At 46.6% G+C, this 23,581-nt stretch carries 22 protein-coding genes and 1 riboswitch; of the genes, 15 read left to right on the top strand and 7 right to left on the bottom strand.

Annotated elements, in window-relative coordinates; genetic code table 11:
- The first annotated feature begins 1 nt into the window (after position 1).
- The 8 genes from fre to ACNA7P_RS01600 all read left to right on the top strand — a co-directional run bounded on the left by fre (position 2) and on the right by ACNA7P_RS01600 (position 8,232).
- Complete coding sequence (fre, locus tag ACNA7P_RS01635; RefSeq protein WP_416256857.1) at positions 2 to 712, top strand: NAD(P)H-flavin reductase; 711 nt, start codon at positions 2 to 4, stop codon at positions 710 to 712.
- A gap of 131 nt (positions 713 to 843) precedes the next feature.
- A riboswitch (TPP riboswitch) is annotated at positions 844 to 957 on the top strand.
- 107 nt (positions 958 to 1,064) lie between these two features.
- The gene (locus ACNA7P_RS01630; RefSeq protein WP_416256856.1) at positions 1,065 to 3,170 is read left to right on the top strand and encodes a TonB-dependent receptor; all 2,106 of its coding nucleotides are present in this window, start codon (positions 1,065 to 1,067) and stop codon (positions 3,168 to 3,170) included.
- A 141-nt stretch (positions 3,171 to 3,311) separates the two neighbouring features.
- The gene (locus tag ACNA7P_RS01625; RefSeq protein WP_416256855.1) at positions 3,312 to 3,566 is read left to right on the top strand and encodes a YkoF family thiamine/hydroxymethylpyrimidine-binding protein; all 255 of its coding nucleotides are present in this window, start codon (positions 3,312 to 3,314) and stop codon (positions 3,564 to 3,566) included.
- Positions 3,559 to 4,212 (top strand): nicotinamide riboside transporter PnuC, encoded by a 654-nt coding sequence (pnuC, locus tag ACNA7P_RS01620; protein WP_416256854.1) that lies wholly within the window; start codon positions 3,559 to 3,561, stop codon positions 4,210 to 4,212. Before ACNA7P_RS01625 ends, pnuC begins: the two co-directional genes overlap by 8 nt.
- 34 nt (positions 4,213 to 4,246) lie before the next feature.
- Complete coding sequence (locus ACNA7P_RS01615) at positions 4,247 to 5,050, top strand: phosphotransferase (RefSeq protein WP_416256853.1); 804 nt, start codon at positions 4,247 to 4,249, stop codon at positions 5,048 to 5,050.
- Positions 5,034 to 6,380: an MFS transporter permease gene (locus ACNA7P_RS01610; protein WP_416256852.1), complete on the top strand. Its 1,347-nt coding sequence runs from the start codon at positions 5,034 to 5,036 to the stop codon at positions 6,378 to 6,380. Before ACNA7P_RS01615 ends, ACNA7P_RS01610 begins: the two co-directional genes overlap by 17 nt.
- A gap of 12 nt (positions 6,381 to 6,392) precedes the next feature.
- Entirely contained in the window at positions 6,393 to 7,505 is a 1,113-nt protein-coding gene (locus ACNA7P_RS01605; RefSeq protein WP_416256851.1) for a DUF4118 domain-containing protein, read from the top strand.
- A gap of 4 nt (positions 7,506 to 7,509) precedes the next feature.
- Positions 7,510 to 8,232, top strand: a complete 723-nt coding sequence (locus tag ACNA7P_RS01600) for a response regulator transcription factor (protein WP_416256850.1) — start codon at positions 7,510 to 7,512, stop codon at positions 8,230 to 8,232.
- A 3-nt stretch (positions 8,233 to 8,235) separates the two neighbouring features.
- Here the strand turns inward: ACNA7P_RS01600 and ACNA7P_RS01595 are convergent, their stop codons facing one another.
- The 5 genes from ACNA7P_RS01595 to pheA form a co-directional block, all read right to left on the bottom strand.
- Positions 8,236 to 9,594, bottom strand: coding sequence for a TrkH family potassium uptake protein (locus ACNA7P_RS01595; protein ID WP_416256849.1), 1,359 nt, complete (start codon positions 9,592 to 9,594; stop codon positions 8,236 to 8,238).
- A complete protein-coding gene (locus ACNA7P_RS01590; protein ID WP_416256848.1) occupies positions 9,591 to 10,244 on the bottom strand; it encodes a potassium channel family protein in 654 nt (217 codons plus the stop codon). Before ACNA7P_RS01590 ends, ACNA7P_RS01595 begins: the two co-directional genes overlap by 4 nt.
- 136 nt (positions 10,245 to 10,380) lie before the next feature.
- Positions 10,381 to 11,301 (bottom strand): rhodanese-related sulfurtransferase, encoded by a 921-nt coding sequence (locus ACNA7P_RS01585; protein ID WP_416256847.1) that lies wholly within the window; start codon positions 11,299 to 11,301, stop codon positions 10,381 to 10,383.
- Positions 11,302 to 11,428: 127 nt separating this feature from the next.
- Positions 11,429 to 13,219 carry an ExeM/NucH family extracellular endonuclease gene (locus ACNA7P_RS01580; RefSeq protein ID WP_416256846.1) on the bottom strand — a complete coding sequence of 597 codons (1,791 nt, stop codon included), beginning with the start codon at positions 13,217 to 13,219 and terminating at the stop codon, positions 11,429 to 11,431.
- Between the two features lie 29 nt (positions 13,220 to 13,248).
- Positions 13,249 to 14,454 carry a prephenate dehydratase gene (gene pheA, locus ACNA7P_RS01575; RefSeq protein WP_416256845.1) on the bottom strand — a complete coding sequence of 402 codons (1,206 nt, stop codon included), beginning with the start codon at positions 14,452 to 14,454 and terminating at the stop codon, positions 13,249 to 13,251.
- Between the two features lie 138 nt (positions 14,455 to 14,592).
- Here pheA and ACNA7P_RS01570 point away from each other — a divergent pair, with 138 nt between their 5' ends.
- The 4 genes from ACNA7P_RS01570 to ACNA7P_RS01555 all read left to right on the top strand — a co-directional run bounded on the left by ACNA7P_RS01570 (position 14,593) and on the right by ACNA7P_RS01555 (position 17,998).
- Positions 14,593 to 15,261 (top strand): hypothetical protein, encoded by a 669-nt coding sequence (locus ACNA7P_RS01570; RefSeq protein ID WP_416256844.1) that lies wholly within the window; start codon positions 14,593 to 14,595, stop codon positions 15,259 to 15,261.
- Positions 15,262 to 15,399: 138 nt separating this feature from the next.
- The gene (gene udk / locus ACNA7P_RS01565; protein ID WP_416256843.1) at positions 15,400 to 16,032 is read left to right on the top strand and encodes a uridine kinase; all 633 of its coding nucleotides are present in this window, start codon (positions 15,400 to 15,402) and stop codon (positions 16,030 to 16,032) included.
- 14 nt (positions 16,033 to 16,046) lie between these two features.
- Complete coding sequence (locus ACNA7P_RS01560) at positions 16,047 to 17,258, top strand: NupC/NupG family nucleoside CNT transporter (protein WP_416256842.1); 1,212 nt, start codon at positions 16,047 to 16,049, stop codon at positions 17,256 to 17,258.
- Positions 17,259 to 17,320: 62 nt separating this feature from the next.
- Positions 17,321 to 17,998 (top strand): MlaC/ttg2D family ABC transporter substrate-binding protein, encoded by a 678-nt coding sequence (locus ACNA7P_RS01555; protein WP_416256841.1) that lies wholly within the window; start codon positions 17,321 to 17,323, stop codon positions 17,996 to 17,998.
- 81 nt (positions 17,999 to 18,079) lie between these two features.
- Here ACNA7P_RS01555 and ACNA7P_RS01550 read toward each other — a convergent pair whose 3' ends face one another.
- Positions 18,080 to 19,132 (bottom strand): hypothetical protein, encoded by a 1,053-nt coding sequence (locus ACNA7P_RS01550; RefSeq protein ID WP_416256840.1) that lies wholly within the window; start codon positions 19,130 to 19,132, stop codon positions 18,080 to 18,082.
- 166 nt (positions 19,133 to 19,298) lie between these two features.
- Here ACNA7P_RS01550 and gorA point away from each other — a divergent pair, with 166 nt between their 5' ends.
- From gorA to dsbG, 3 genes are all read left to right on the top strand, one after another.
- Positions 19,299 to 20,654 (top strand): glutathione-disulfide reductase, encoded by a 1,356-nt coding sequence (gene gorA / locus ACNA7P_RS01545; protein ID WP_416256839.1) that lies wholly within the window; start codon positions 19,299 to 19,301, stop codon positions 20,652 to 20,654.
- Between the two features lie 215 nt (positions 20,655 to 20,869).
- Complete coding sequence (locus ACNA7P_RS01540; protein ID WP_416256838.1) at positions 20,870 to 21,970, top strand: hypothetical protein; 1,101 nt, start codon at positions 20,870 to 20,872, stop codon at positions 21,968 to 21,970.
- 34 nt (positions 21,971 to 22,004) lie between these two features.
- On the top strand, positions 22,005 to 22,769 hold the full coding sequence (gene dsbG / locus ACNA7P_RS01535; RefSeq protein WP_416256837.1) for a thiol:disulfide interchange protein DsbG: 765 nt from the start codon (positions 22,005 to 22,007) through the stop codon (positions 22,767 to 22,769).
- A 64-nt stretch (positions 22,770 to 22,833) separates the two neighbouring features.
- Here the strand turns inward: dsbG and ACNA7P_RS01530 are convergent, their stop codons facing one another.
- On the bottom strand, positions 22,834 to 23,550 hold the full coding sequence (locus ACNA7P_RS01530) for a YebC/PmpR family DNA-binding transcriptional regulator (protein WP_416256836.1): 717 nt from the start codon (positions 23,548 to 23,550) through the stop codon (positions 22,834 to 22,836).
- Positions 23,551 to 23,581 lie beyond the last annotated feature (31 nt).

The following is a 23,581-nucleotide window of genomic DNA, read 5'->3' as shown; positions in this document are numbered from 1 at the left end:
TATGCCAATTGTAAAAAGCCAAGTTCGCCGCTGTGAGGCGGTGAACGAATTTGTGTATCTTGTTGATATCGAACTACCAGAACCCATTCAGTTTATCGCTGGCCAATATTTAATGGTGGCCATGGCTGCAGATGATTTGCGGCCTTTCTCGATAGCATCTAGCCCGCATGCGGGCGGCAGTACGCATGTGCAATTGCACATTGGTGCTAGCCCAGACAATCCGTATGCCTGGCAAGTTATTGAACGTATTCATGCCGAAGGTGAGCTTACTTTGCATATACCAGCAGGAGATGCTGGCTATCGTAGTGATAGTGAACGGCCGTTGTTGTTGGTAGCTGGCGGTACCGGTTTTTCTTATACTTGGAGCATACTGAAAGCGCATTTAGCGAGCAGCTGTAAGCGTTCACTTACGCTGTATTGGGGCGTTAGAAACGCCAACGATCTTTATATGCATCAAGAACTGCGTCAGCTAGCAGAGCAACACGCGCATTTTACCTATATTCCGGTAATCGAAAACATGCCTACGCCGGCTATTGGCAATGGTGTTGCGGGTACACTGATCCCTGCGGTGTTAAATAGTGGTTTAGTGCTGGCAGATTATGATGTGTATATCGCTGGGCGTTTTGAAATGGTAGGCGTTGCCCGCGATGCATTTAGCAAAGCGGGCTTACCGAAAAGCCAATTGTTTGGCGATGCATTAGCCTTTATTTAAAGATTCCACATACTCGATTTTGTGTAAGCGAGATTAGTTTTTAACGATTGTTTGCTGGTAATTTGTCGCCGAAATCTTGCAAACATTGCGGCTTTCGTTATACTGCCGCCGCTGCAGTGAAAAACTGACAGTAATTACCAAAGGGGTGCCGCGCTTCGAAATTGGAAGCAAGGCTGAGATACAGATGTGAACCCTTTGTACCTGATCCGGTTAATACTGGCGTAGGGATTGGTAATCACCTTTGCTATTAGTGCTATCGATGTTTGTTATAATTGATACTGCGAATACGCTCACCAATACGGCGCTTAACCGGATCTCATCTTTTAAAGCATTAACAAAAGAAGAGATCCTTATGAAGTTTGCAAAACTTTCCATCGCGGTTGCCGCGGCCTTATCCACAACTCTCGTTGTTCCGAGCACCAGTTTCGCTACCGAAGAGGCGATTGAGCGCATTACTGTGCGTGGTGATTTCCGCAGCCGCGATATTGATGATGTTGCGGGCAGCATTTCTGTGCTGAGTGCGCACGATATTGAAAATCGCTCTGCCGCACATTTAGAAGAAGCATTAATGCTGGCGCCGAATGTAAATTTAGCCTCTGGCGCATCGCGCGCAAGCTTTTTACAAATTCGCGGTATCGGTGAGCGCAGCCAATTTGTTGATCCCATTAACCCTTCTGTAGGTTTGGTAATTGATGGCATCAATTACAGTGGCATTGGTGCTGCCGGCACCTTATTCGATATCGGCCAAGTAGAAGTATTTCGGGGGCCGCAAAGCACGCGCTTTGGTGCCGATGCTATGGCGGGCGTAGTGTATTTGCATAGCGTGGAACCCACCTATGCGCCAAGTGGCCAAGTAGAGGCGATGTGGGCGAATTACAACTCGTATGCTGCTGGGGTGGCGTTTGGCAATCGCGTTACTGATAACTTCGCAGTGCGTGGCTCGCTATATTCCAATACCAGCGATGGGTTCACCGAAAATACCTTTCTAGAGCGTAAAGACACCCAAAATATTGATGAGCTTACCCTACGTTTGAATGGCGTTTGGGAAGTAAGTGATGATTGGCAATTGCAGCTTACCTACCATCGTTTTGATATCGATAATGGCTACGATGCATTTAGTTTAGATCGTACGCGGGAAACCCTTTCCGATACTCCTGGCAGAGATACCTTAGATAGCCACGCTGGCCGCATTGCTGCAACTTACTCAGGTGCAGAAAGCTTTGCTGTGCAATTGTTCGCGAGCTATTTAACTGCTGATTCAGAATATAGCTACGATGAAGATTGGGCTTTTGAAGGGATTCGGCCAGGTTGGGAATACAACTCGTTTGATGCGTATTTCCGTGAGCGTGATCAACTTGAGCTCGAAACGCGTGTGCTTTCGGCCGCCCCGATAGAATTTTTGGGCTATAGCACTGATTGGTTAGCGGGCGCCTATGTGCAGCAGCGTACGCAAGATCTGAACCGTGAATATACCTTCTTAAGCGCACCATTTTCGAGTAGCTATGATTCTGATCGAACGGCTGCCTACGGTGAACTACAGCAGGAATTAAGCGATCGCCTACGGTTAACTTATGGCGTGCGTTGGGAACGTTACGATAATGATTATGCCGATAGCCGCGGCATTATTGCGAGCCCTACTGCAAGTGCTTGGGGCGGGCGCGCTAGCTTGGAATATAGCCTTGCGCCGCTGCAGCAAGTGTACGTAACGGTAACCCGCGGCTTTAAAGCGGGTGGCGTAAATGGCGAAGCCCTCGGCCGAGTTGAAGATCGTAATCTTGAAGATCATCGTGAGTTCTTAGAATCTCGCGCTACCTTTGCACCGGAATACCTTACTAGCGCAGAAGTTGGCTACAAAGTATTTTTGCCTGAGCAGAGCTTACGTTTGCATGTAAATGCTTTTTATAGCTGGCGCGATGATATGCAGGTGAATGCCTATGTAGAACGTGAAGGTGTATTTGTTACTTATACCGATAACGCATCGGCTGGTAAAAACTATGGTATTGAAGCGCAGCTTGATTATGTGCCAACTGCGGCACTGCGCGTGTTCTTGAACCTAGGTTTATTACAAACGGAGTTTAATGATCTATTGTTGCGTGACGGCACTAACCTTGCGGGCCGTGACCAGGCCCATGCACCAAATTATCAAGTAAACCTTGGTGGTGAGTGGTTATTGCGCGATAACTTGAGCCTACGGGTAGAAATGGATGCGCGGGATAAGTTCTACTACTCGAACAGCCATGATATTCAATCTAGTAGCTACCAACTGTTGCACGCGCGTTTGAATTACCAAGTGCAAAACTGGGAATTTAGCTTGTGGGCGCGGAATTTGTTGAACGAAGATTACACCACCCGCGGGTTCTTCTTCGGCAATGACCCACGCAAAGAATATGCACCAGAAAATTATGTGCAATACGGCGAGCCAAGCCGTGTAGGTGTAACGGCCCGGTATCGTTTTTAATTCGCTATTATATCGTTACCGATAATTTCCAGAAGTATGGGCGAGGGCTAAGATGTGAGAGCTTAGTTCTCGCCCAATTTCTCGTCCAGTTTTTTAGAGCAGGGCCAATTTGAGGTGAAAACCTTATTCGGAGATCAGAACATGCAATTATCAGCAGAAATTAGCTTGTATCCATTAGCAGATGAATACCTCAGCGTAATTAAGGAATTTGTTGAGCGTTTGGCGAAATACGAAGAAATTAGCGTAAATACCAACACCATGAGTACACAGGTTTTTGGTGAGTTTCGTACCGTAATGGCGATACTCACCGAAGAGCTTGAGCGCGTGTATCAGCATGTGCCTTCACAAGTGTTGGTATGCAAGTTTATTAATCGCGATTTAAATCCACATGGATAGTGTTTTAGAGCTTCTCGCACTTTCTTCTAATGCGGAGTTGTTGGCGGTTGCATTAGCAATCGCCTACGTAATTTTAGCGATTCGGCAAAGCCTTTGGTGCTGGCCGGCTGCGGCCATTAGTGCCAGTATTTATACAGTGCTGTTTTTTACCGGCCGGCTGTATATGGAATCGGTTCTGCAAGTTTTTTATGTGCTTATGGCAGGCTACGGTTATTGGAACTGGCGCTACCGCGCTGCTGTTCGTGTGGGTGAACCGCGCGCAGGTGAAGAGGGCAAAACACCCGCAGTTAGCGATATTCTGCAGCTACAGTGGCAATGGCACGCGAAGTGGTTTGTGATATTAAGCGTACTTAGTTTGCTTATCGGTACCCTGCTGGTGCGTTTTACTGATGCCGATATGGCGTACCTCGATACCTTTACTACGGTGTTTAGTTTCTTCGCAACTTTTCTCGTGGCTCGCAAGGTACTCGAGAACTGGTTATATTGGATTGTAATTGATGTAGTATATGTAGGGTTATTTTGGGCAAAAGGCTTTCATGCTACCGCGCTACTTTTTGCCATTTATACTATTATGGCTGCAATTGGTTATTGGCGCTGGCGGCAAAGTATGCAGGAAGCGCCGCAACCTCAGGCACGCTATAACTAAGTTACTCATTCAATCTAATAAGGAACTATAATTTATGGCATTTCCCACCTGGTGTCTGGCTGAGCTGCCAGTTCATGGTGTTTGGAAAACGCGCTCAATAGGGGGCGATTTAGCTAATTCAACCTGGTGCATAGAGAATGGCGAACACACATATGTAGTGAAGCAATATGCCCATGATGAGGCTTTTGGCCGAGCCCAGGGTGATGCCGTTGCGGCAGACATTGAGCTGGCGAATAGCGGCCTTGCGCCAGCCATAATTTATAGTAACCCAGAGCAAGGGGTGGTGATTACCGAATGGATTGCTGGTGAGCCCGTTGCCGCGATTTTCGATCCCATCACCCGAGCTGAGCAACTTGGTAAAGCACAAGCAGCGATTCACCAACTTACACCGCAACTTCCGCATTGGTCTTTATCGCAGCGTGTACATGGCTATTGTGATGCTCTAGCGCAACTTGATCGTAAAGCAGGTGAGCAGGCTCGCGAAGATTGTGCAAGTTATCGGGATCTTTTTACCGCTTGGAATGAAGGGCCACGAGTTTTTTGCCACCACGATTTAAATGCCGAGCACGTATTTTTTGAACCCAAAATTCGTATTATTGATTGGGAATATGCAGGTTACGGCCATCCCGGCTTTGATGCTGCCTCCACGGTAGTGGTGAATGATCTATACGATGATGAAATTGTTGAGTTTTTAGAGGCCTATAATGCTAATGCGAGTAACGTGGTGAGCCGTGATGAACTGCGCGATTGGATTCGCCTGATTGCCTTAGTGAATCGAATTTGGTTTGCGTTACAAGATGCATTAGCGAAAGGGTTAGTAAATGAATCAACCCACTAAACCTGATCTCAACGAGCGGTTATATCAATATCTTGCCGAAGATGAAGATGCTCGGGTATGCAAAGATATTCCTGATGCTGCCTGCAATGAACAACCGAAAGCATTTGTACTGCACTTATGGAGCCTTACCCTCACCAAACTCGGTGATTCATTAGTAAGTGCGCGTTTAGTATTACCTTGGATGCTTTCGGTGGTTGGCGCACCGGCATTCTTTATCAGCATGTTAGTTCCCTTACGTGAATCCCTTTCTTTGTTACCACAATTATTTGTGGCCCAACGCATGCGTGAAAAGCCGGTGCGCAAGTGGTTTTGGGTTGTGGGTAGTGTTGGCCAAGGCATCGCCTTGGTAATGATAGCCACAGGATTTCTCCTGCTCAGCGAACAATTAACCTGGCAGTTATCGGCCACTGGGTTTGGTTGGTGGGTAATTGGCTGGCTATTTATTTTTAGTTTGGCCCGAGGAATTTGCTCAGTTGCCAGTAAAGATGTTTTAGGCAAAACCATTTCAAAAACACGTAGGGGCCGGCTCACTGGCTTGGCGGCCTCCACTGCCGGAATGCTTACCTTAGCCACTGCGTTAGTGATTATTTTTGCTCCAGAAGTTGCAGGCAGTTACGTGTTGTTCGTATTTTTACTGCTGGGTGCTGCTTTGCTTTGGTTTGTGGCAGCATTTACCTATGCCTGCATTCCGGAAGTAGCCGGTGCTACCGAAGGTGGTGGTAACGCTATTACGGAAGCGCTGAAATCCCTAGCGTTGCTTTGGCAAGATAAGCAGTTTGGCAGCTTTGTTGCTACGCGAGCGTTGTTAGTGTCATCTGCGTTTTCCATTCCTTACATTGTGGTGTTAATTCAGCGCCAAACCGAAGGTGTATTAACCGGGTTAGGCGGCATGCTGTTAGCCAGTGGCTTAGCAGGTATGCTGGCTGGGCGCTTTTGGGGCAAGTGGTCGGATAGTGCCAGCAACCATGTAATGGCCGCAGCTGCGTTTTTGGCTTCCGCAGTAATGGCGCTAACGCTGTTGCTTGATGTTACTGTGCAGAATTGGTTAGGTAGTGTGGTTGTTGGGGGTGGGTTAATATTTCTTGCCGCGGTGGCGCATCACGGTGCGCGGGTGGGGCGCAAAACATACCTTATAGATATGGCTAGCCAAGAAAACCGTGCCCAGTATACAGCAGTGAGTAACACGGTAATTGGCGTGCTACTCCTGCTCGGTATGTTGCTCGGTGTACTCGACCAGTTCCTGGGTACTTACGCGGTGCTCGGCTTGTTGATTGTGGTTGGGGTGATTGCCGGTGTACGCGCACTTACGTTGCCGAATGTAACTGATTAACTGGAGCCGTCATTGCAACGTTATTTTCCTTTGATACAAGGCACACCACAAGCTATTGCGGCAGGAGCGGCATGGGTTGTTATCGCGACCCTTTTGGGAGCTTTGTTTTTACCTTGGCTAACGATTGGCAACATCTCATTACTATATGTTGCAGGAATTGTTTTTGTGGGTGTTCAGGGAGGGTTAGTTGCGGCGATCACCACGGCAATTATAAGTTTTTTGAGCTTTAATTTCTTTCTTACCAGCCCGCAATTTACTTTTCGTGTGGATTCCCAAGACGATATTATTACTTTAGTTTTTATGATGGCCTTTAGTTTGCTCGTAGCACCGGCTGCATCATTAATTCGTAAGCAGATCATAACAACAGAATCTCTGCGCAAAGCGAAGTTAGAAACTGAAATGGAGCAGCTAAAGAACGCGCTTTTATCGTCAGTTTCGCATGATCTACGCTCGCCATTGAGCGCCATCATGGGATCTGCGGAAATGCTTCGTGATAAGCAAAATATGCTCTCAGATAGCAACAAGCACGACCTTGTTAGCGGTATTTATATGGAAACAAAGCGGCTAGATAAATATATTCAAAACCTTCTTGATATGACCCGGCTAGGTTATGGAGAGCTTGAACTGCAGCGAGATTGGGTAACGTTAGGTGATATCATTGCCTCCTTAACTAAACGGTTAATGTTATATCCTGTTCGATTAGATGATAATGAATACCGCCATGGGCCCCAAATCGATGTTGCCTTGCATGATAATGATGCACTTTTATATGTTCATGCGGCATTGATCGAACAAGCCCTTTTCAATATTGTTGAAAATTGTTGTCGTTTCGCGCCGGTAAATATCCCTGTTCGGGTTCGTTCTTACTTGATAACTGCTGATACCCTACGAATAGAAATTGAAGATGAAGGCCCGGGAATACCGGAAGGTGAAGAAGAACAGATTTTCACGATGTTCTTCTCAAAAAGCTCTAACCTTAACGAGAGTTCATCGAGAGGAATGGGGCTCGCGATAAGTAGAGGTATGCTCGGCGCCCATGGGGCCTCTTTAAACGTGGATACAGAATACGCAATGGGAGCGCGGTTTATAATCGACTTACCAATGCATAGAAACGAAAGTAGCTGAATGTGTGCCATTGTTAAATCGGGTGGTAAGTAGAGGCGTGGTGAGCAGTAAAATTCTAATTGTTGAAGATGAAGCGAATATTCGCCGAATGTTACAAATTGCTCTTCATAGCGAAGGCTATCAAGCGCTTGAGGCTGAAAGTGCATTTGCAGCGAAGCAGTGGCTGAACAGCACAGCGTTTTCCTGCATTCTTCTCGATCTGGGGCTTCCTGATGAAGATGGAAAATCGCTGGTGCGTTTTATTCGAACGCTAGTTGATACACCTATCATCGTGATCTCGGCGCGAGAGCACGAGCAAGAAAAGATTGCGGCACTCGATGCAGGCGCAAACGATTATATTACAAAACCTTTCAATGTAGGTGAGCTGTGCGCGAGAATTCGTGCAGCAACCCGCAATAAAAAAGTAGTTCAAGTAGCTGAGCAGCTAAGCGACAAAATTTTAACCATCGATTTCGCCGCTCGTTTGGTAACCTTAAATGGTGAGCCACTTGAGCTAACTCGTAAGGAATACCAAGTGCTTGAAGCGCTCGCTCGTGCGCCTGAAAGGGTCGTTACACAAACGCAGCTGCTGTGTGATATTTGGGGACCAACGCACGCCGAAGATAGCCATTATCTCCGTATCGTTATCAGCCATTTACGCCGTAAACTAGATTGCCGTGAACTTGATCACGACCATCAGTATATCCACACCGAACAAGCCGTAGGTTATCGGCTCAAGCTTTTATAGCCATTAACCAATCGGTACTTTTACCTCAGGATAGCCTAAGTGTTTAGGTTTAGGGCTCGCAAGAAAATATGCCATAGTGAGTGGGCCCAAGCGGCCAACGAACATGAGCACCATAATCAGCACTTGCCCGAATACAGATAACTCGCCTGTGAGGCCTCGCGATAAGCCTACCGTTGCAAATGCGGATACCGCCTCAAACACAACATCTAAAAATGGTTGATGCTGAAGAACTGTAAGTAAGAATATAGCTATCCAGATAAGCGCTACAGATATCAAGGTTAGCGCCAATGCTTTACGAACCGTGTTACGTGGAATAGTGCGGCCTAATAAAACAACTTCATCACGCTGGCGCAGATAAGCGTAAGTTGCCATAACCAACACGATAAATGTCATTACTTTAATACCGCTAGCGGTACTTAATGAACCACCGCCAATAAACATCAGTAAAAGCATTAAGGTAGTAGTGCTGTCTTCCAAAGCGCTAATATCAATAGTATTAAAGCCTGCAGTGCGTGTTGTGGTTGCTTGGAACCATGCCGCCCACCATTGTTCCGATGATGTTAGTGATTTTAGGGTTTCTGGGTTATCTAACTCGAGTATAAAAATAATTAGCATAGCGAAAACGTTGATCAATACCACGCTTGTAAGCAATGCTTTGCTGTAAATACTGAGCTTTCTCCAGCGTCGCCGTTGCCAGATATCCATCCATACGCCGAAGCCCAAACCACCGGTAATAAACAAGCCGGTGATAATGATATTAATCGTGGGGTCGCCGACATACTGCATTAAGCTGTTAGCATCGAGAGCAAATCCGGCATTATTAAAGGCTGAAATTGCATAGAAGAAGCTATGAAATAATGCTTGTTGCCAGGCCATCTCAGGCAACCACCGCAAAAATAAGATGAGCATTCCCGCGCTTTCAACAATTAAAGCGAAAACAATTACCGCCTTCGCAGTTTGTACTACAGTGGCCCAAGATGTTTGATTGAACGCCGCGGTAGCAATGATTTGTTGCCGAAAGCCGATTTTTCCACCAATAGCTATCAGCGCAACAATAGCGAAGGTCATTAAACCAAGGCCTCCGGCTTGAATTAGCAAAGCGATAATGAGCTGCCCGAACATAGTGAAATCTGTGCCGGTATCAACAACAACTAGCCCGGTAACCGTAACTGCTGAAGTAGCAGTAAAAGCTGCTTCAAGTAGTGAAATGTTGGAATTAGCAGACATCGGCAACATTAATAAAAATGTACCGATAACAATCAATCCTGCAAACCCTAAAGCTAGTATTGTGGGTGGGCTGAGCTGAATTTTCTTGCGGCTATGGTTAACTTTAGGATGTAAAGAAATATAGCGGCTATTCATTTCAACAACGGTCCAAGTTTGGTGAGTACATCGCGAGTACCCACTAAAACTAAGTGATCTTTATTCTGCAGGGATAAATTATCGTCTGGATGATGAAATATCTCTATGTCGCGTTTAACCAAAAGAATATTAACTTGGTTTCCAGTTGCTTTACGCAGGTGCCCTACAGTTTTTGAGCTTATTTTCTCGGTGATATTTACATCCACAATGAACGTGTTGTGTCCTAATCCGATGTAGCTGTTGACTATTGGGTAGTTTAGCGACTGTGCTACGCGAATACCCATTTCTTCTTCGGGATGAACAATATTGCGTACGCCCAACTTACTCAGAATAGAGTGATGCGCAGAATCACCCGCCTTAACCCATAGACAACGAATTCCTAAATTTAAAAGGTTTAAAGTGCATAGTAAACTTGCTTGTAAATCTTCACCAATTGCTACAACTATCCCATCACAATTGCTCAGATTTAGCTCTTTAAGTGCGCGCTCATCGGTGGCATCAGCAATAATAGTTTGTGATAGGCGTTCGGCAAGAGGCTCGGCAGCTTTTGGGTCGATATCAATACCTAGCACTTCATTCCCAAGGTGCATTAGCTCAAGCGAAGTAGTAGTACCAAATCGACCAAGGCCAATAACTGCAAAATACGCCATGATTCTTCCTTTTTAAATCATATTAGATAGCCATTATTTTAAGAGGTAATGCGATTCAAAGGTGTAAAATTTCCATAAAAAAAACCTCGAACTTCAGAAAAGATCGAGGTTTCTATCGGTAGCTATCTGGCGCTAATTAACCTTCCAAACGCCCATCACGAATGTGTTTCTCGCCGCGTGCTTTGGCGAGCTGAACTTGCTTCTCGCGCTCAGCATACCGCTCTTTCTGGCTTGGCGTAGTTTTAGCAAAACAATGCGGGCAGCTTACGCCTTTTTCATATTGCTCTGATTGCATCTCTTCTGCAGTGATTGGCATGCGGCAAGCGTAACACTGATCGTAAGAACCTTGCTGCAAACCATGTTTCACGGTTACGCGTTGATCGAATACAAAGCACTCGCCATCCCACATACTTTCTTCAGCTGGCACTTCTTCAAGGTATTTCAGAATACCACCATGCAGGTGATACACCTCGTTGAATCCAAGCTCTTTTAAGTACGCAGTAGATTTCTCACAACGGATACCACCGGTGCAAAACATGGCTACTTTTTTGTGCTTTTCTTTATCTAGATGCTCTTTCACGTAATCAGGGAATTCGCGAAAGGTTTCCGTTTTCGGGTTGATCGCCCCTTTGAAAGTGCCAACGGCGTACTCATAATCGTTGCGGGTATCAATCAACAGCACTTCAGGATCGCTGATAATGCGGTTCCACTCTGCCGGTGCCACGTATGTGCCCACGATATTTTTGGGGTCTACCCAATCGAGGCCCATAGTAACAATTTCTTTCTTCAGCTTAACCTTGGTGCGGTAAAATGCTTGGGTTTCGCTAGGCGATTCTTTGTGTTCTAAATCAGCAAAGCGGATATCGCTTTTTAACCAATTAAGCACATTATCGATAGCTTGGCGGGTACCGCAAATGGTGCCATTAATGCCTTCGCGGGCGAGTAAAAGAGTACCTTTTACCTCGTTTTCGGCCATAACATCAAATAATGGTTGGCGAAGATCTTCATAATCATTGAGCTCTACGAACTTGTAGAGCGCTGCACAAATATACTGCATTGCTATTTCCTTTCGGCTGCCTGAATCGTAAATCCAGCGCGGTTAAAATCGCCGCGAATTATAGCAGAAAGAGAAGAGCCACGCATAGCGTGGCTCTTGTTTGCATTAATCATAACATTCGCTTTTTTCAATGCAGTTGCGCTGAATCAATAACCACGATGATTGGGTCATGATCTGAAGAGCGAAATGGTGTTGGGGCATAAAAATGCTCTTGCTGCCACTCTGTTTTCCCGTTTAACGGATACTCAAAAGCAACCGGCTCATCGGCATTAATGTGCCAATGTGCCATACCTTGTACTGCATCCCAAATGGATTCGTGCACAAGAATATGATCGAGGCTGCCCATTTCACCACGAAACACATACGAAGCTGCTTCTGAATCAAAGTGCTTGGCTAAGTTAGGGTAGCCAGCGGCCTCTAGCACCGCGAGAGGGTCTTCCATCTTGTAAGCATTAAAATCACCTAGCACCACGTAGTTCGAATGGCTTAATTCTTTCGGGTTATCGGCAAGCCAGTTTGCTAACTCTTGCGCCGTTTCGGTGCGCAATACATTCCAACACGCTTGACCATCATTTTGGTTGGCATTCACATCATCGCGATCACGCGGGCAGCCACCTTTTGATTTGAAATGGTTGGCCACCACGGCGATTTCTTTGCCGCTGTTGTTAATGCGGAAATTTTGCAATAGCGGTGGTCTGCTACCCCAACTAAAGGGCCCTGCGCTGGTCCAGGTTGCTGTGCCTTCGGCAGTTACGCGATCGCTACGATATACAATCGCCTGAGTAATTGCGTCGCCGCCGATACCCGGTGCATCGGCAGAGATATAGCTATATGGGGTGCCGGTTACCGCTGCATTCAACCCGCGGGTTAAATCAGCTAGGGCACTGTTATTATCGAAGCCATCATTTTCCATTTCCATCAGGGCATAAATATCAGCATCAAGCGCTATCATCGTGGCGATGGTTTTTGCGCGTTGGCGCGCAAACTCTTCTGCTGTTGCAGCGCCGCGCGGGGTAGGGAAACCAGCACCTTGGCCATCGCCATTAAAATAGTTCAATACATTGAACGCAACAATGCGCACATCGCCTGCTGGCAGTTCCGGAACCTCTGGACGCGGATTGGTGGCTATAAATTCAGGAGTAGTTACCGGATGAATGTGGTAGTTGCTGCCCACACGCACCAGTATACCTTCGATATTGCGCACGGTATCCCCGCTACGCACCGGATTATCCATACTCAAGCCGCCTGTTGGGTAGGGAATGTGTTCAGGATTCTCCACCCATGAGCCATCGTCGAGCACTAACCTGCGGGCATTATTATAAGCCGAACGAACCGGCACATCTGGCCCGGGTTGTACTACTTGTGTTGGTGTATAAAGCCGTTCTGTAGCAATATCGAGGGTGCCAAAACGAGCCAGCTGGTAGTGGCCAATTACCAGCATATCTTGGCTTAGTTGCACGCGATGATGGATGAGATCATCAAGTGATTCATTGCCTGTTAGCGGTAAGCTGATGGATACTTTGGGTATCTCACTAGTGCCACAGTTGGCGATATTACTTAAATCGCTGAGCTGCCAACCACCGTAGTAGCTGCTTACGCTACCCGTTACTTGTAGCTCTTGGCCTTCTGCAACTGAGGCTAGCTCTCCGGCATCGGCTACGAAGGCAGCACCATCTTCGCCTTGAATAAAGAAGCCACCAAGTTGTTGTTCACCATGGAAAATACCCTGTACCACGCCACTTACAACTACGTTTTGCCCTTCACTTAATTGCTGAAAAGGCGTTACGTTGCCATCACAACTGGCTGTTGTGGCTAGTTCAGAAGATTGCTCACCCGTACAGCCGGCAAGCACCGCAATACTCAGTGTGGCGAATAATAGCTTGGGGATTACCAAATTATTTAACAATGTAACGTTCATAGGTGTTCCTAGTTTTTCAATGCAAATGATTATGCTGAAGGTGCGGCTACATGGGTGGCTTTTACGCGCTCATCGGCATAACAACCGAGCACCTTAACAAAGCGGGTAATGGCTTTTAGTTCTTGCAGTGCGGCACGCCACTGTGGGCTTTGCTCATGCACTGCCAAATCAACATAGAAAAGCTCTTCCCAAGGGTTGCCAGGCATCGGCCGCGATTCCAGCTTAATTAAGTTCAATTCGTGCTGGCGCAAGGTAATCAATGCATCAGCAAGCGCGCCGGGTTGATTGTGAGTTGCCATAATTAAGCTCGTGCGCGCTGGCAGTTGCTGGGGTACATGGCAAGGTTCGCGTTGAATAACAATAAAACGCGTTTGGTTGCCCGGCTGATCGGCAAGATTATTGGCAATCGCCACTAAATCGAATAGGGCACCACCACTTTGCGAACCTAATGCCGCAACACCAGGTTCGCCGCTGGCCGCAACGAGCTCCATTGCATGCGCCGATGAGGGGCAAGAAAGAACTTTCACGTTGGTTAAGTGGCTTAAATAGCGAGAACATTGTGCTATGGCTTGTGGATGGCCATAAATAGTGCGTAAATCGGCAGATTCCATACCTTTGCGAACTAAAATCTGGTGCTCTACAGACAGATAGGTTTCCGCCACAATGTGCAAGTGAGTATGGCGCAGTAAATCGTATACTTCATTAATTGAGCCGGAAGTGGAGTTCTCGATCGGTAAAATACCTAAAGTGGTATTGCCATCTTCAACGGCCTTCAACACATCATTAAAGGTTTCACAAGACATGCCCTGCATTAAGCATTGGCGCCGATTAGCGTATCCTTGTGCAGCTAAGTGCGAGTAGCTACCGGCTGTGCCTAAGTGGGCAATGGCAAGTGAGCCGGTATTATTGCTTTGCTGCATCCATGCTTGTTGAGTAAGCACCGAATCTTCGATAATAATGTGGTATAGGCGGGTTAAATAGCCGGCATCAAGGCCTAGCTCGCGGCCTATGGCCATTAATTTTAATAATAATGAGGCTTCGCGCTCAGTATCACGAACAGCCCCTTCTTGCTGTGCTTTGCTTTTTGCTACTGCAAGTACTATATCGCGGCGTTCCGCTAGGGCTTGTAGAATGCGTTGATCGATGTTTTCTATGCGTTCACGCAACTCACCAAGCCCGAGTTTCTCACTCGCGTTAGAGGTGGTTTCTAATTCAGTTTTATTTGCTTTATTCATGCTGGCCGCGCCCTCAGCTCTACGTTTACTACACTGAACTTCCGAAGATAGCATGAAATAAACGCGAGAGTTAGGTACAGTAGCGCAATAACTATGGCAGTTTGCTGAGATATTAAACACACAATAACGGGGTTTCTAATGCAGCCTTATGTACAACAAGAATTACAACAAAAATTACCACAAAAAGTACAACAACATAGTGTAGGTGGAGCGCGTGTACTTCGGGGCGCGCTAGCTGCTGCAGTAGTGATCGCAATTAGCGGCTGTTCAGCAGAACAAGCAGCGCCAACGGAAGCGCCGCACGTGGCCTTTTTTAATGCTCTGCATAGCTTGTGTGGCAATGCTTATGCAGGTGAGCGTATTGTGGAACGGCCGGGGCAAGATTTACTCGAAGGTGATGAAGCACTAACCGTGCATTTTCGCGAGTGTTCGGAAACGGAAATTAAAGCACCATTCCACATTGAGCAGCCGGCCACGAACACTTGGGATCGTTCCCGTACCTGGATTTATTCTTTAGCCGGCGATCACCTAACCATTAATCATGATCACCGCGAACCAGATGGCTCTCATTCAGAACATACGTTTTATGGCGGTGCAACAGTAGATAGCGGAACTGCTGAGCAACAAATGTTTATTTATACCGAACGCACAGGAGATGCTGGTGAGGTGTTGGGCTGGCGCATTGAAGTTGTGCCAGGTAAGCGTTATAGCTATGGCACTATGGCAGATGGTGAGTGGACATGGCGCATTGATTTTGATTTAACTACAACAATTGCATTGCCTCCTGCGCCATGGGGATTCGAGTAGAACAGCCAATTAGGTGCGAAAATTTCGCGATCGGTGGGCGATTTGCGTTGATTTACCGAATTACATGTTTATAAATTCGCAGTAATTCGGGATAATGCGCAGCTGTTGCACAATCACAGATGTAAAATAGGGCTTCTTGTGGGAAAAACAACGATTATCGCGATTGCTGGGCCTTCGGCTTCAGGCAAAAGCTTGTTCGCTTCAACGGTATATCAAGAGCTTGTGGCTGAGCTGGGTGGAGAGCGGATTTCAGTGCTTTCAGAAGATGCTTATTATCGGGATCAAAGCCATTTATCACTCGAGCAACGAGTGCTAACGAACTATGATCATCCGAGTGCTTTTGAGCATGAATTATTAGCCGAACATATGAAGCAACTGCGCAATGGCGAGGCAATCGCCATGCCGCAGTATTCCTACAAAGAGCATACTCGCGTGAGCGTCACGATTCCGGTTACCCCGGCTCGAGTGATTTTGGTGGAAGGTATTTTATTGTTATGCGATGCCAAGTTACGCGAACAGTTTGATATTTCCGTATTTATGGATACGCCATTGGATATCTGTTTACTTCGCCGTATTAATCGGGATATTGAAATGCGTGGCCGTTCGCTTGCTTCAATTACCGAGCAATATGAACACTATGTGCGCCCAGCGTTTTTCGAGTTTATCGCGCCCTCAAAACAGTTTGCTGATTTGGTGGTAACGCGAGGCGGCCAGAACGAAATTGCCATTGATATAATTAAAACTAAAATCCGGCAACTTTTAGCAGAATAAGAAAGGAAAACAGGATGATTAGCCTCGTAGGAATGGCGGTATTGTTGTTAGTTGCGTTTGCATTCTCAACTGCCCGTAAAAGTATTCGTTGGCGTACCATTGTACTTGCTTTTGCTTTGCAAGCTGGGCTAGGTGCGTTCGTACTATATGTGCCGTTGGGGCAAGATTTACTGGGCGGCATAGCATTTGGTGTTGCCAGCATAATTGATTACGCCGGTGCAGGTATTACTTTCTTGTTCGGTGATCTGGGTAACTATTCACAAGGCTTTATTTTTGCTATTCACGTACTTAGCGTGATCGTGTTTTTCTCTTCATTAATTGCTGTGTTGTATCACTTAGGCGTAATGACCAAAGTAATTCACTTTATTGGGGGTGCTTTGCAGAAGTTGCTTGGCACGAGCCGGCCAGAATCAATGTCGGCAGCTGCCAACATTTTTGTTGGCCAAACTGAGGCACCACTCGTAGTTCGCCCTTTTATTCCTAATATGACCCGCTCAGAGCTTTTTGCCGTAATGGTTGGTGGCTTGGCATCTATTGCTGGTTCAGTGCTGGCGGGTTATGCGGGTTTAGGGATTGAACTGAAATATCTTATTGCCGCATCTTTTATGGCGGCGCCAGGCGCACTGTTGATGGCGAAAATTTTAGTGCCGGAAACGGAAGAGCCGAATAATGATTTAAGCCATGTGCCCACAGAAGAACGCCGTGCAAATGTAATTGATGCAGCTGCTGCTGGCGCATCAAGCGGTATGCAACTAGCATTAAACGTAGGTGCAATGTTATTGGCGTTCGTAGCCTTAATCGCATTGATTAATGGTTTACTGGGCTTTTTCGGTGGTTTCGTTGGCCAAGAAGAATTAACCATGCAGCTGATTTTTGGTTATATATTTCAGCCATTGGCATTCATTATGGGTATCCCATGGGACGAAGCGCAGATTGCAGGCAGCTTTATTGGTCAAAAATTAGTAATTAATGAATTTGTGGCGTACTTGGATTTCGCCAACTTCAAAGATGATATGAGCATGCAAAGCCAGGTAATTATTACCTTTATGCTGTGCGGTTTTGCGAATTTCTCATCGATCGCGATTTTACTTGGTGGCTTAGGCGGTATGGCGCCAAGCCGACGTAAAGATATTGCAACTATGGGTATGCGCGCATTGTTAGCTGCTACACTTGCTAACTTGATGAGTGCTTGCATCGCTGGGTTCTTCTTTGCATTAGCGGCGTAGGCCGCGTAACTTTTTGTAGTTAGCGATGTCTTAGTAAGAGTTTTGTGAATTAGGAGTATCACATGAAAAAATTAACAACATGGTTTGTTGCAGTAACGATTGGCTTAACCCTTGGGTTCGGCAACGTTCATGCTGAGGAAATTGATACCAGCAATCCATTTAAAATGCTTGAGCAAATCGCTGAACGTATGACAGTGCGCATTGGTGAAGAGCGTTCTTCAATTGAACAGAACCCGGGCTATTTGCGCGATATTATGGCGCAAGAATTAATGCCCCATTCTGACTACCAGTTTGCTGCTCGCCAAGTACTAGGCAGAAACTTTCAGCGTTTAAGCTCGGAACAACAGCAAGAGTTTATTGAAGTATTTCGTGAGTATCTAGTTACTACCTATGCTCGTGTATTTACCCAGTACGATGAAACTAAGCATAAAATTATTTTTGGCCGCCAAGGTAATTATGAAAATGAGCGCCGCGTAACCGTTCGTGCACAGTTGGTAGAAGAAGGTGGTCGGCCACCAGTGCGGTTGGATTTCCAATTGCAGCGTCGTAATCCGCAAGCCCCTTGGATGGCGTTTGATTTAGTGGCTGAAGGTGTGAGCATGTTAAACGCTCAGCGGTCAGAAGTGGAAGCATCATTACGCCAAAACGGTATTGATGGCACCATTCAATTGTTACGGGATCGCGCAAATCGCGAAATACGTTTAGATGAAGAATTAGATGTATCGGATTTCACTAATTAAGCACTGCGTGAGAATACGATAATAACCATGAAAACGGTGCTCAGAGTGCCGTTTTTTTATACGGTAGTTAAGCATACGGCGCTATCCGCCGTACCACATCTCTAACTCAATACCCAAAATCCAGCGCGCTTCGCGCCGTTCAATTAATTCTTCGCGCGGCCAATGCAGCCCGCCCCAAGCTTCTAAATACATCCATTCGCGGACAAAGTTGCGCCGGTGTATTGCGCGCAGCCCCCATTCGCGCAACGGAACGGCACGTTTGCTTTCACCTTCGTACCAAATTTCTCCTGCTACTGCTTTTTCTTTTGTATATACATGATAAGTGGCGAAACTGCTGCGCCAACGAATGCCCTCGGTGCGTTCAGCTCGGGTACCGTCAATGGAAAAGCGATTTAACCATTTTGGGCTTGGGCTAGTTTCTAGATCTAAGCGTTGATTCACGCCAAAGCCATCACTCGCCCGCCAGAACAAGCTCGAGCGAGTACGAACTTGCTTACTTTCATCGATACGATACTGATAAAGGTACTGGGCATGAGTGTACAGATCAAAACGCAGCCCGCCGCGAATACCTGCACTAACGGAAAAGCGGTTGGTTTCTCCTTGGCTCGGATTAAAGCCTAAACCTACTACCCATTCCCGATCTCCGCGATCAGTACCAATTACAGACCCACGCCTGCCGCTAGTATCGCCAATTGAGTAATCGTCTACATTGGCGCGGCCAATTATTGCGGAAAAGCGTTCTTGAGTGTTAGGAAGAGTGAATTGGGCGCGAAAACTAGAGCGTACTTTCCAGCCATCATACTGGCTCCATTCTGGCCCCACTGTTAGCCTACCGTGGCTATCGTAACTATCCTCGAAGCTGCGGCTATCACCAAAGAATGTATCAATCCAGCGTGCCGTATTATCTACAGAGGTTTCCACCCCTGATTGAAATGAATCTAGCCAAGTCAGCTCTAGTTCGGTTTTTTCTTCTTCTACCTCTACAGGCCTTGGTTTACCAAGAACTTCTAAGGGAAGTTGTACATCCTTTTCCTGCGCCCAACTGGTATCGCACACTACAGCACTGGCGGTGAGCCCAGCTAGGCTCACCGCTATAAATGTTACATTCCTTGTTATACTGAAGTTGTTGCGCACCGGATTTCCTCGTTCGATGTAGTGCTCTAGATTGCCCTAATGTAGACATAAGGTCTAGATTACGTTAATCGAATTTACCTTTTTGTAACCGAAAAAAGTTGCAGTAACCCATGATATACTGCGTAATTGATTAAATTTAAGTAACCAGATGTATAGGGAACGTGGAATGAGTAAGCATTTTGATTATTTAAGCATTGGTGCTGGAAGTGGCGGAATTGCTTCGGCAAACCGTGCAGCAACTCTAGGCGCGAAAGCGGCAGTGATCGAGGCTAAAGCGGTAGGGGGCACCTGTGTGAATGTTGGTTGCGTTCCTAAAAAAGTAATGTGGTACGGCGCTCACATTGCTGAAGCAGTGAAGTATAGCGAAGCCTATGGCTTCAATTTGCAGCAGAATGGTTTTGATTGGGGCCGCTTGGTAGCAAACCGCGAGGCTTATATTGAGCGTATTCATGGCGCTTATCAGCGTGGTTTTGAAAGCAACAATGTAGAGTTTATAGAAGGTTTTGCCAAGTTCGTGGGCCCGAATGAAGTAGAAGTAAATGGTGAGCGTATTACAGCCAACCACATCACCATTGCGGTAGGTGGGCGCCCCACAATCCCTCCTGTGCCAGGTGCTGAGCACGGTATCGATTCCGATGGTTTCTTTGCCTTAACCGAGCAGCCGAAAAAAGCAGTGATAGTGGGCGCTGGCTACATCGCTATAGAGATTGCTGGCGTGCTGCATGCGCTCGGTACGGAAACCCATTTATTAGTGCGCCAAGATAGGCCATTACGTTATTTTGATCGCGATATTATTGATACGCTCATGGAGCTTATTAAACGCCATGGGCCAACAGTGCATCAGTTTTCCGAAGTTAAAATGGTAGAAAAAGATAGCCAAGGCTTACTCACCATTACTACTTTGGATAACGAGAAAATCACCGATGTTGATTGCTTAATTTGGGCGGTAGGGCGAGAGCCGGCAACGGATAAAATTGGCTTGGAAAACGCGGGTGTAACAACCGATAAGCAAGGCTTTATTCGCACCGATAAATATCAGAACACAAATGTACAGGGCGTTTATGCCGTTGGCGATATTACCGGTGAAGCGCAACTTACCCCGGTAGCCATTAAAGCAGGCCGGTTACTCGCCGAGCGTTTGTTTAACAAAGATATGCCTGATGCGCACATGGATTACAGCCTGATTCCTACCATTGTATTTAGCCATCCACCCATCGGCACCCTAGGTTTGAGTGAAATGGATGCCATTGAGCAATATGGTAAAGCTAATGTGAAAATTTATAGATCTAGCTTTGCGGCAATGTATAACGCTATTACACCATATCGCGAATTGAGCAACTTTAAACTCATTTGCGCGGGCGAAAACGAAAAAGTAGTAGGCTTACACGGTATTGGTGAAGGCATGGATGAAATATTACAAGGCTTTGCTGTGGCTATTAAAATGGGCGCTACCAAAGCGGATTTTGATGCCACGGTTGCACTGCATCCAACTTCTGCAGAGGAATTCGTTACCTTACGGTAGCCGCCCAAGCAATTACCTTTTACCTTGCATAGGGCGCGTAACTCGCGCCCTTTTTTTTCGCATGCGACAAAGCGCGCACTAAATATGATTTAGCAGCCTTGTTCACTATTCAAGAAGTGGCTTAATTAGGTTATTGTATAAGGCAAATAATTGCGTAACAATTGAGCAACAATAACAATAATAAAGCCTTTCAACGAACAACAGGAACTTCGATTATGAAACTTATGCTTCGTGCGTTACTAGTAGCATCGCTAACCCTACCTATTATGCTCGCGCCACCAACGGCTGGTGCATTTATGCAGACCCAAGCTAATGAAGCACAAAACTTCACCACTGGCTTAGCGTTAATGCAAGATGAGAAACACGCTGAAGCGTTTGCTGTATTCGCAACCTTGTTGCCGTTGGGCAGTGGCGATGCGGCCTACTTAATGGGCATGATGAAAATTCAAGAGTTGGGCGTAGATTATGATCCTGTAGGTTCGTTAGCGCTATTGAAAACAGCTCATGAATGGGGGGCACGAAGCGCGGCAGATGTGATTGCGCAAATAGAACCACATGTATCCGCCGAAGAGTTAGCGCAAGCAGAGCAACAGAGCGCGGAATATCTGCAAGCACTGCAGATTTCGTTTCGTAATGAGCGCTTTGTGGGTGAGCCTATAAGCCGAGAAGCTACGCGCAGAGCGCCACCAGAGTTTCCTGAACAGCATATTCAAGAAGGCAATCATGGTTGGATGGATTTAATTCTCGGAATTGATTCGCGGGGCCGTATTATGGCCGCGCAGCCACTAAATAATGCCGATCGCCGGCATGTTCGTGCATTCAATCAAGTAGCACCACGCTGGCGTTTTGAGCCGAATGAATCCGTTACTATTCAAACCCTACGTTTTAATTACACGCTGAACCCACAAAATGAAGAAGAATTGATTGCAGATATTCAACAAGGCTTCAATAATTCGCTGCAGCTTGCCAATGCTGGTGTTACTGAACAGCAAATGCGCTTAGGTGGCTTAACGCAATACTGGTTGGAGCATGAGCCTGCAGCAGCGGAACGCCTACCTACCGCGCTGTATTGGTATGAGCGCGCTGCTCGAAACGGCAATGTATTAGCCCAGCGCTATCTGGCAATTAACGAAGCCCAAGTTGAATGGGCCGAATACTTAATTGCAAAAGGTGATTTAGATGTAATGGTGTGGCATGGTATGCGGCTTGTAACTGAAACCAATAATGCCGAACAACAAGCGCGTGGCAAAAAGCTTATTGATGATGCTGGGCGAGCTGGCCATCAAGTAGCGCGGGATTTCTTACGGCACATCTAAACTCGGCTTTTCGCAAATGATCATGGAGTAGTAAATGAAGTACGTGAAGCGAACTGCGTTAGCAATTTTTTTAGGTTTAGGGCTGCAAAGCGCAGTGGCTGAAGAGTTACCAGGCCCGATTCAAATGTTAGCCGATCAAGGCTTAACCATAGTAGGTAAGTTTGCCGCGCCAAGTGGTTTGCAAGGCTATGCTGCAGAGTTTCAAGGCCGCGCCATATCGCTTTATTTAACGGCCGATGGCGAACACGTAATGATCGGCAATTTGGTGAACTTAGCAGGCGATGATATCGCTGCAGAACCATTGTACGAATTAGTTACCGGCCCTTCATTAGAGAACGCTTGGGCACAGTTTGCAAGAGCTACATTGCTGCAAGACGGTAACCCTGATGCGCCACGTATTATTTACACCATGACAGACCCGAACTGCCCTTACTGCCATCGTTTTCGTGAGGCTGCAGAGCCTTGGATAGCTGCGGGTAAAGTGCAGTTACGCCATTTAATGGTAGGTATTATTCGTGAGGAAAGCCCAACGCAGGCAGCCGCAATTATGGGTTCACCGGATCCTGCCGCGGCGTTAGCGGAGCATGTTTCGCGCCGCAACCGCGGTGGTATTGAAGCGATACCGCGCTTTGTAAGAATCGGCGAGCCGGTTATCCGTGAAAACCATCGTATTATGCGCGAACTGAATTTGAGTTCAACGCCTGTTACTTACTTTCGCGATGAAAATAATCACGTGCAGATGATTCGTGGTATGCCTCGGCCAGAACAGTTCGAAACGATTTTTGGGCCGCGGCCATAATGTCAATTGAGAATAAAAAAGCGCCGGTCGGCGCTTTTTTATTCACTAGATACTGAGCATTAACTCAGAACACCGCGTTATGGTAAACCTGCTGTACGTCATCGCAATCTTCCAGCATGGTGAGTAGGCGCTCCATCATCGGTAAATCGTCTGCTGGTATTTCCATTGATGTTTGCGGAACAAATTGAATTTCATCAATTGCAAACTCGATATCCGAAAACGCATCTAATAAGGCTTGCTTGGTTTTTGCGTACTCGGTGTGCGGTGCAAACACAGTAATATTGCCATTTTCACACTCTACATCAGTAACATCTACATCGGCTTCCATGAGTGCCTCGAGCACACTATCTTCATCATCGCCTGCAAAACCGAAAATAGCGCAGTGATCAAACATGTGAGAAACCGAACCTGGAGCACCAAGCTTTGCTTTACTTTTGGTAAAGCAGTTGCGTACATCACCAATAGTGCGGTTAGCATTATCGGTAAGGCACTCAACAATCACCATACAGTTACCCGGGCCAAACCCTTCATAACGTGCCGGTACATAATCTTCACCACCAACGCCACTAGCTTTTTCCAGTGCATTGGCAATTACGTGGGCAGGAACTTGATCTTTACGAGCGCGATCAATAAGCCCGCGTAGTGATAAGTTGGCATCGGGATCGGTGCCACCAGATTTCGCCACTACATAGATTTCCCGGCCATACTTGCTGTACACCTTACTTTTGGCAGTGGCTGTTTTAGCAATTGATTCTTTTCGGTTTTGATAGGCGCGGCCCATAACATGCTTCCGTTTAAGTTGGTTGAGCGCT

The organism is Aliidiomarina sp., assembly GCF_047920995.1.
In the GTDB taxonomy this organism is placed as follows: Bacteria; Pseudomonadota; Gammaproteobacteria; order Enterobacterales; family Alteromonadaceae; genus Aliidiomarina.
Note: the sequence above shows the minus strand (reverse complement) of the source record. Positions and strands in the feature narration are given on the sequence as shown.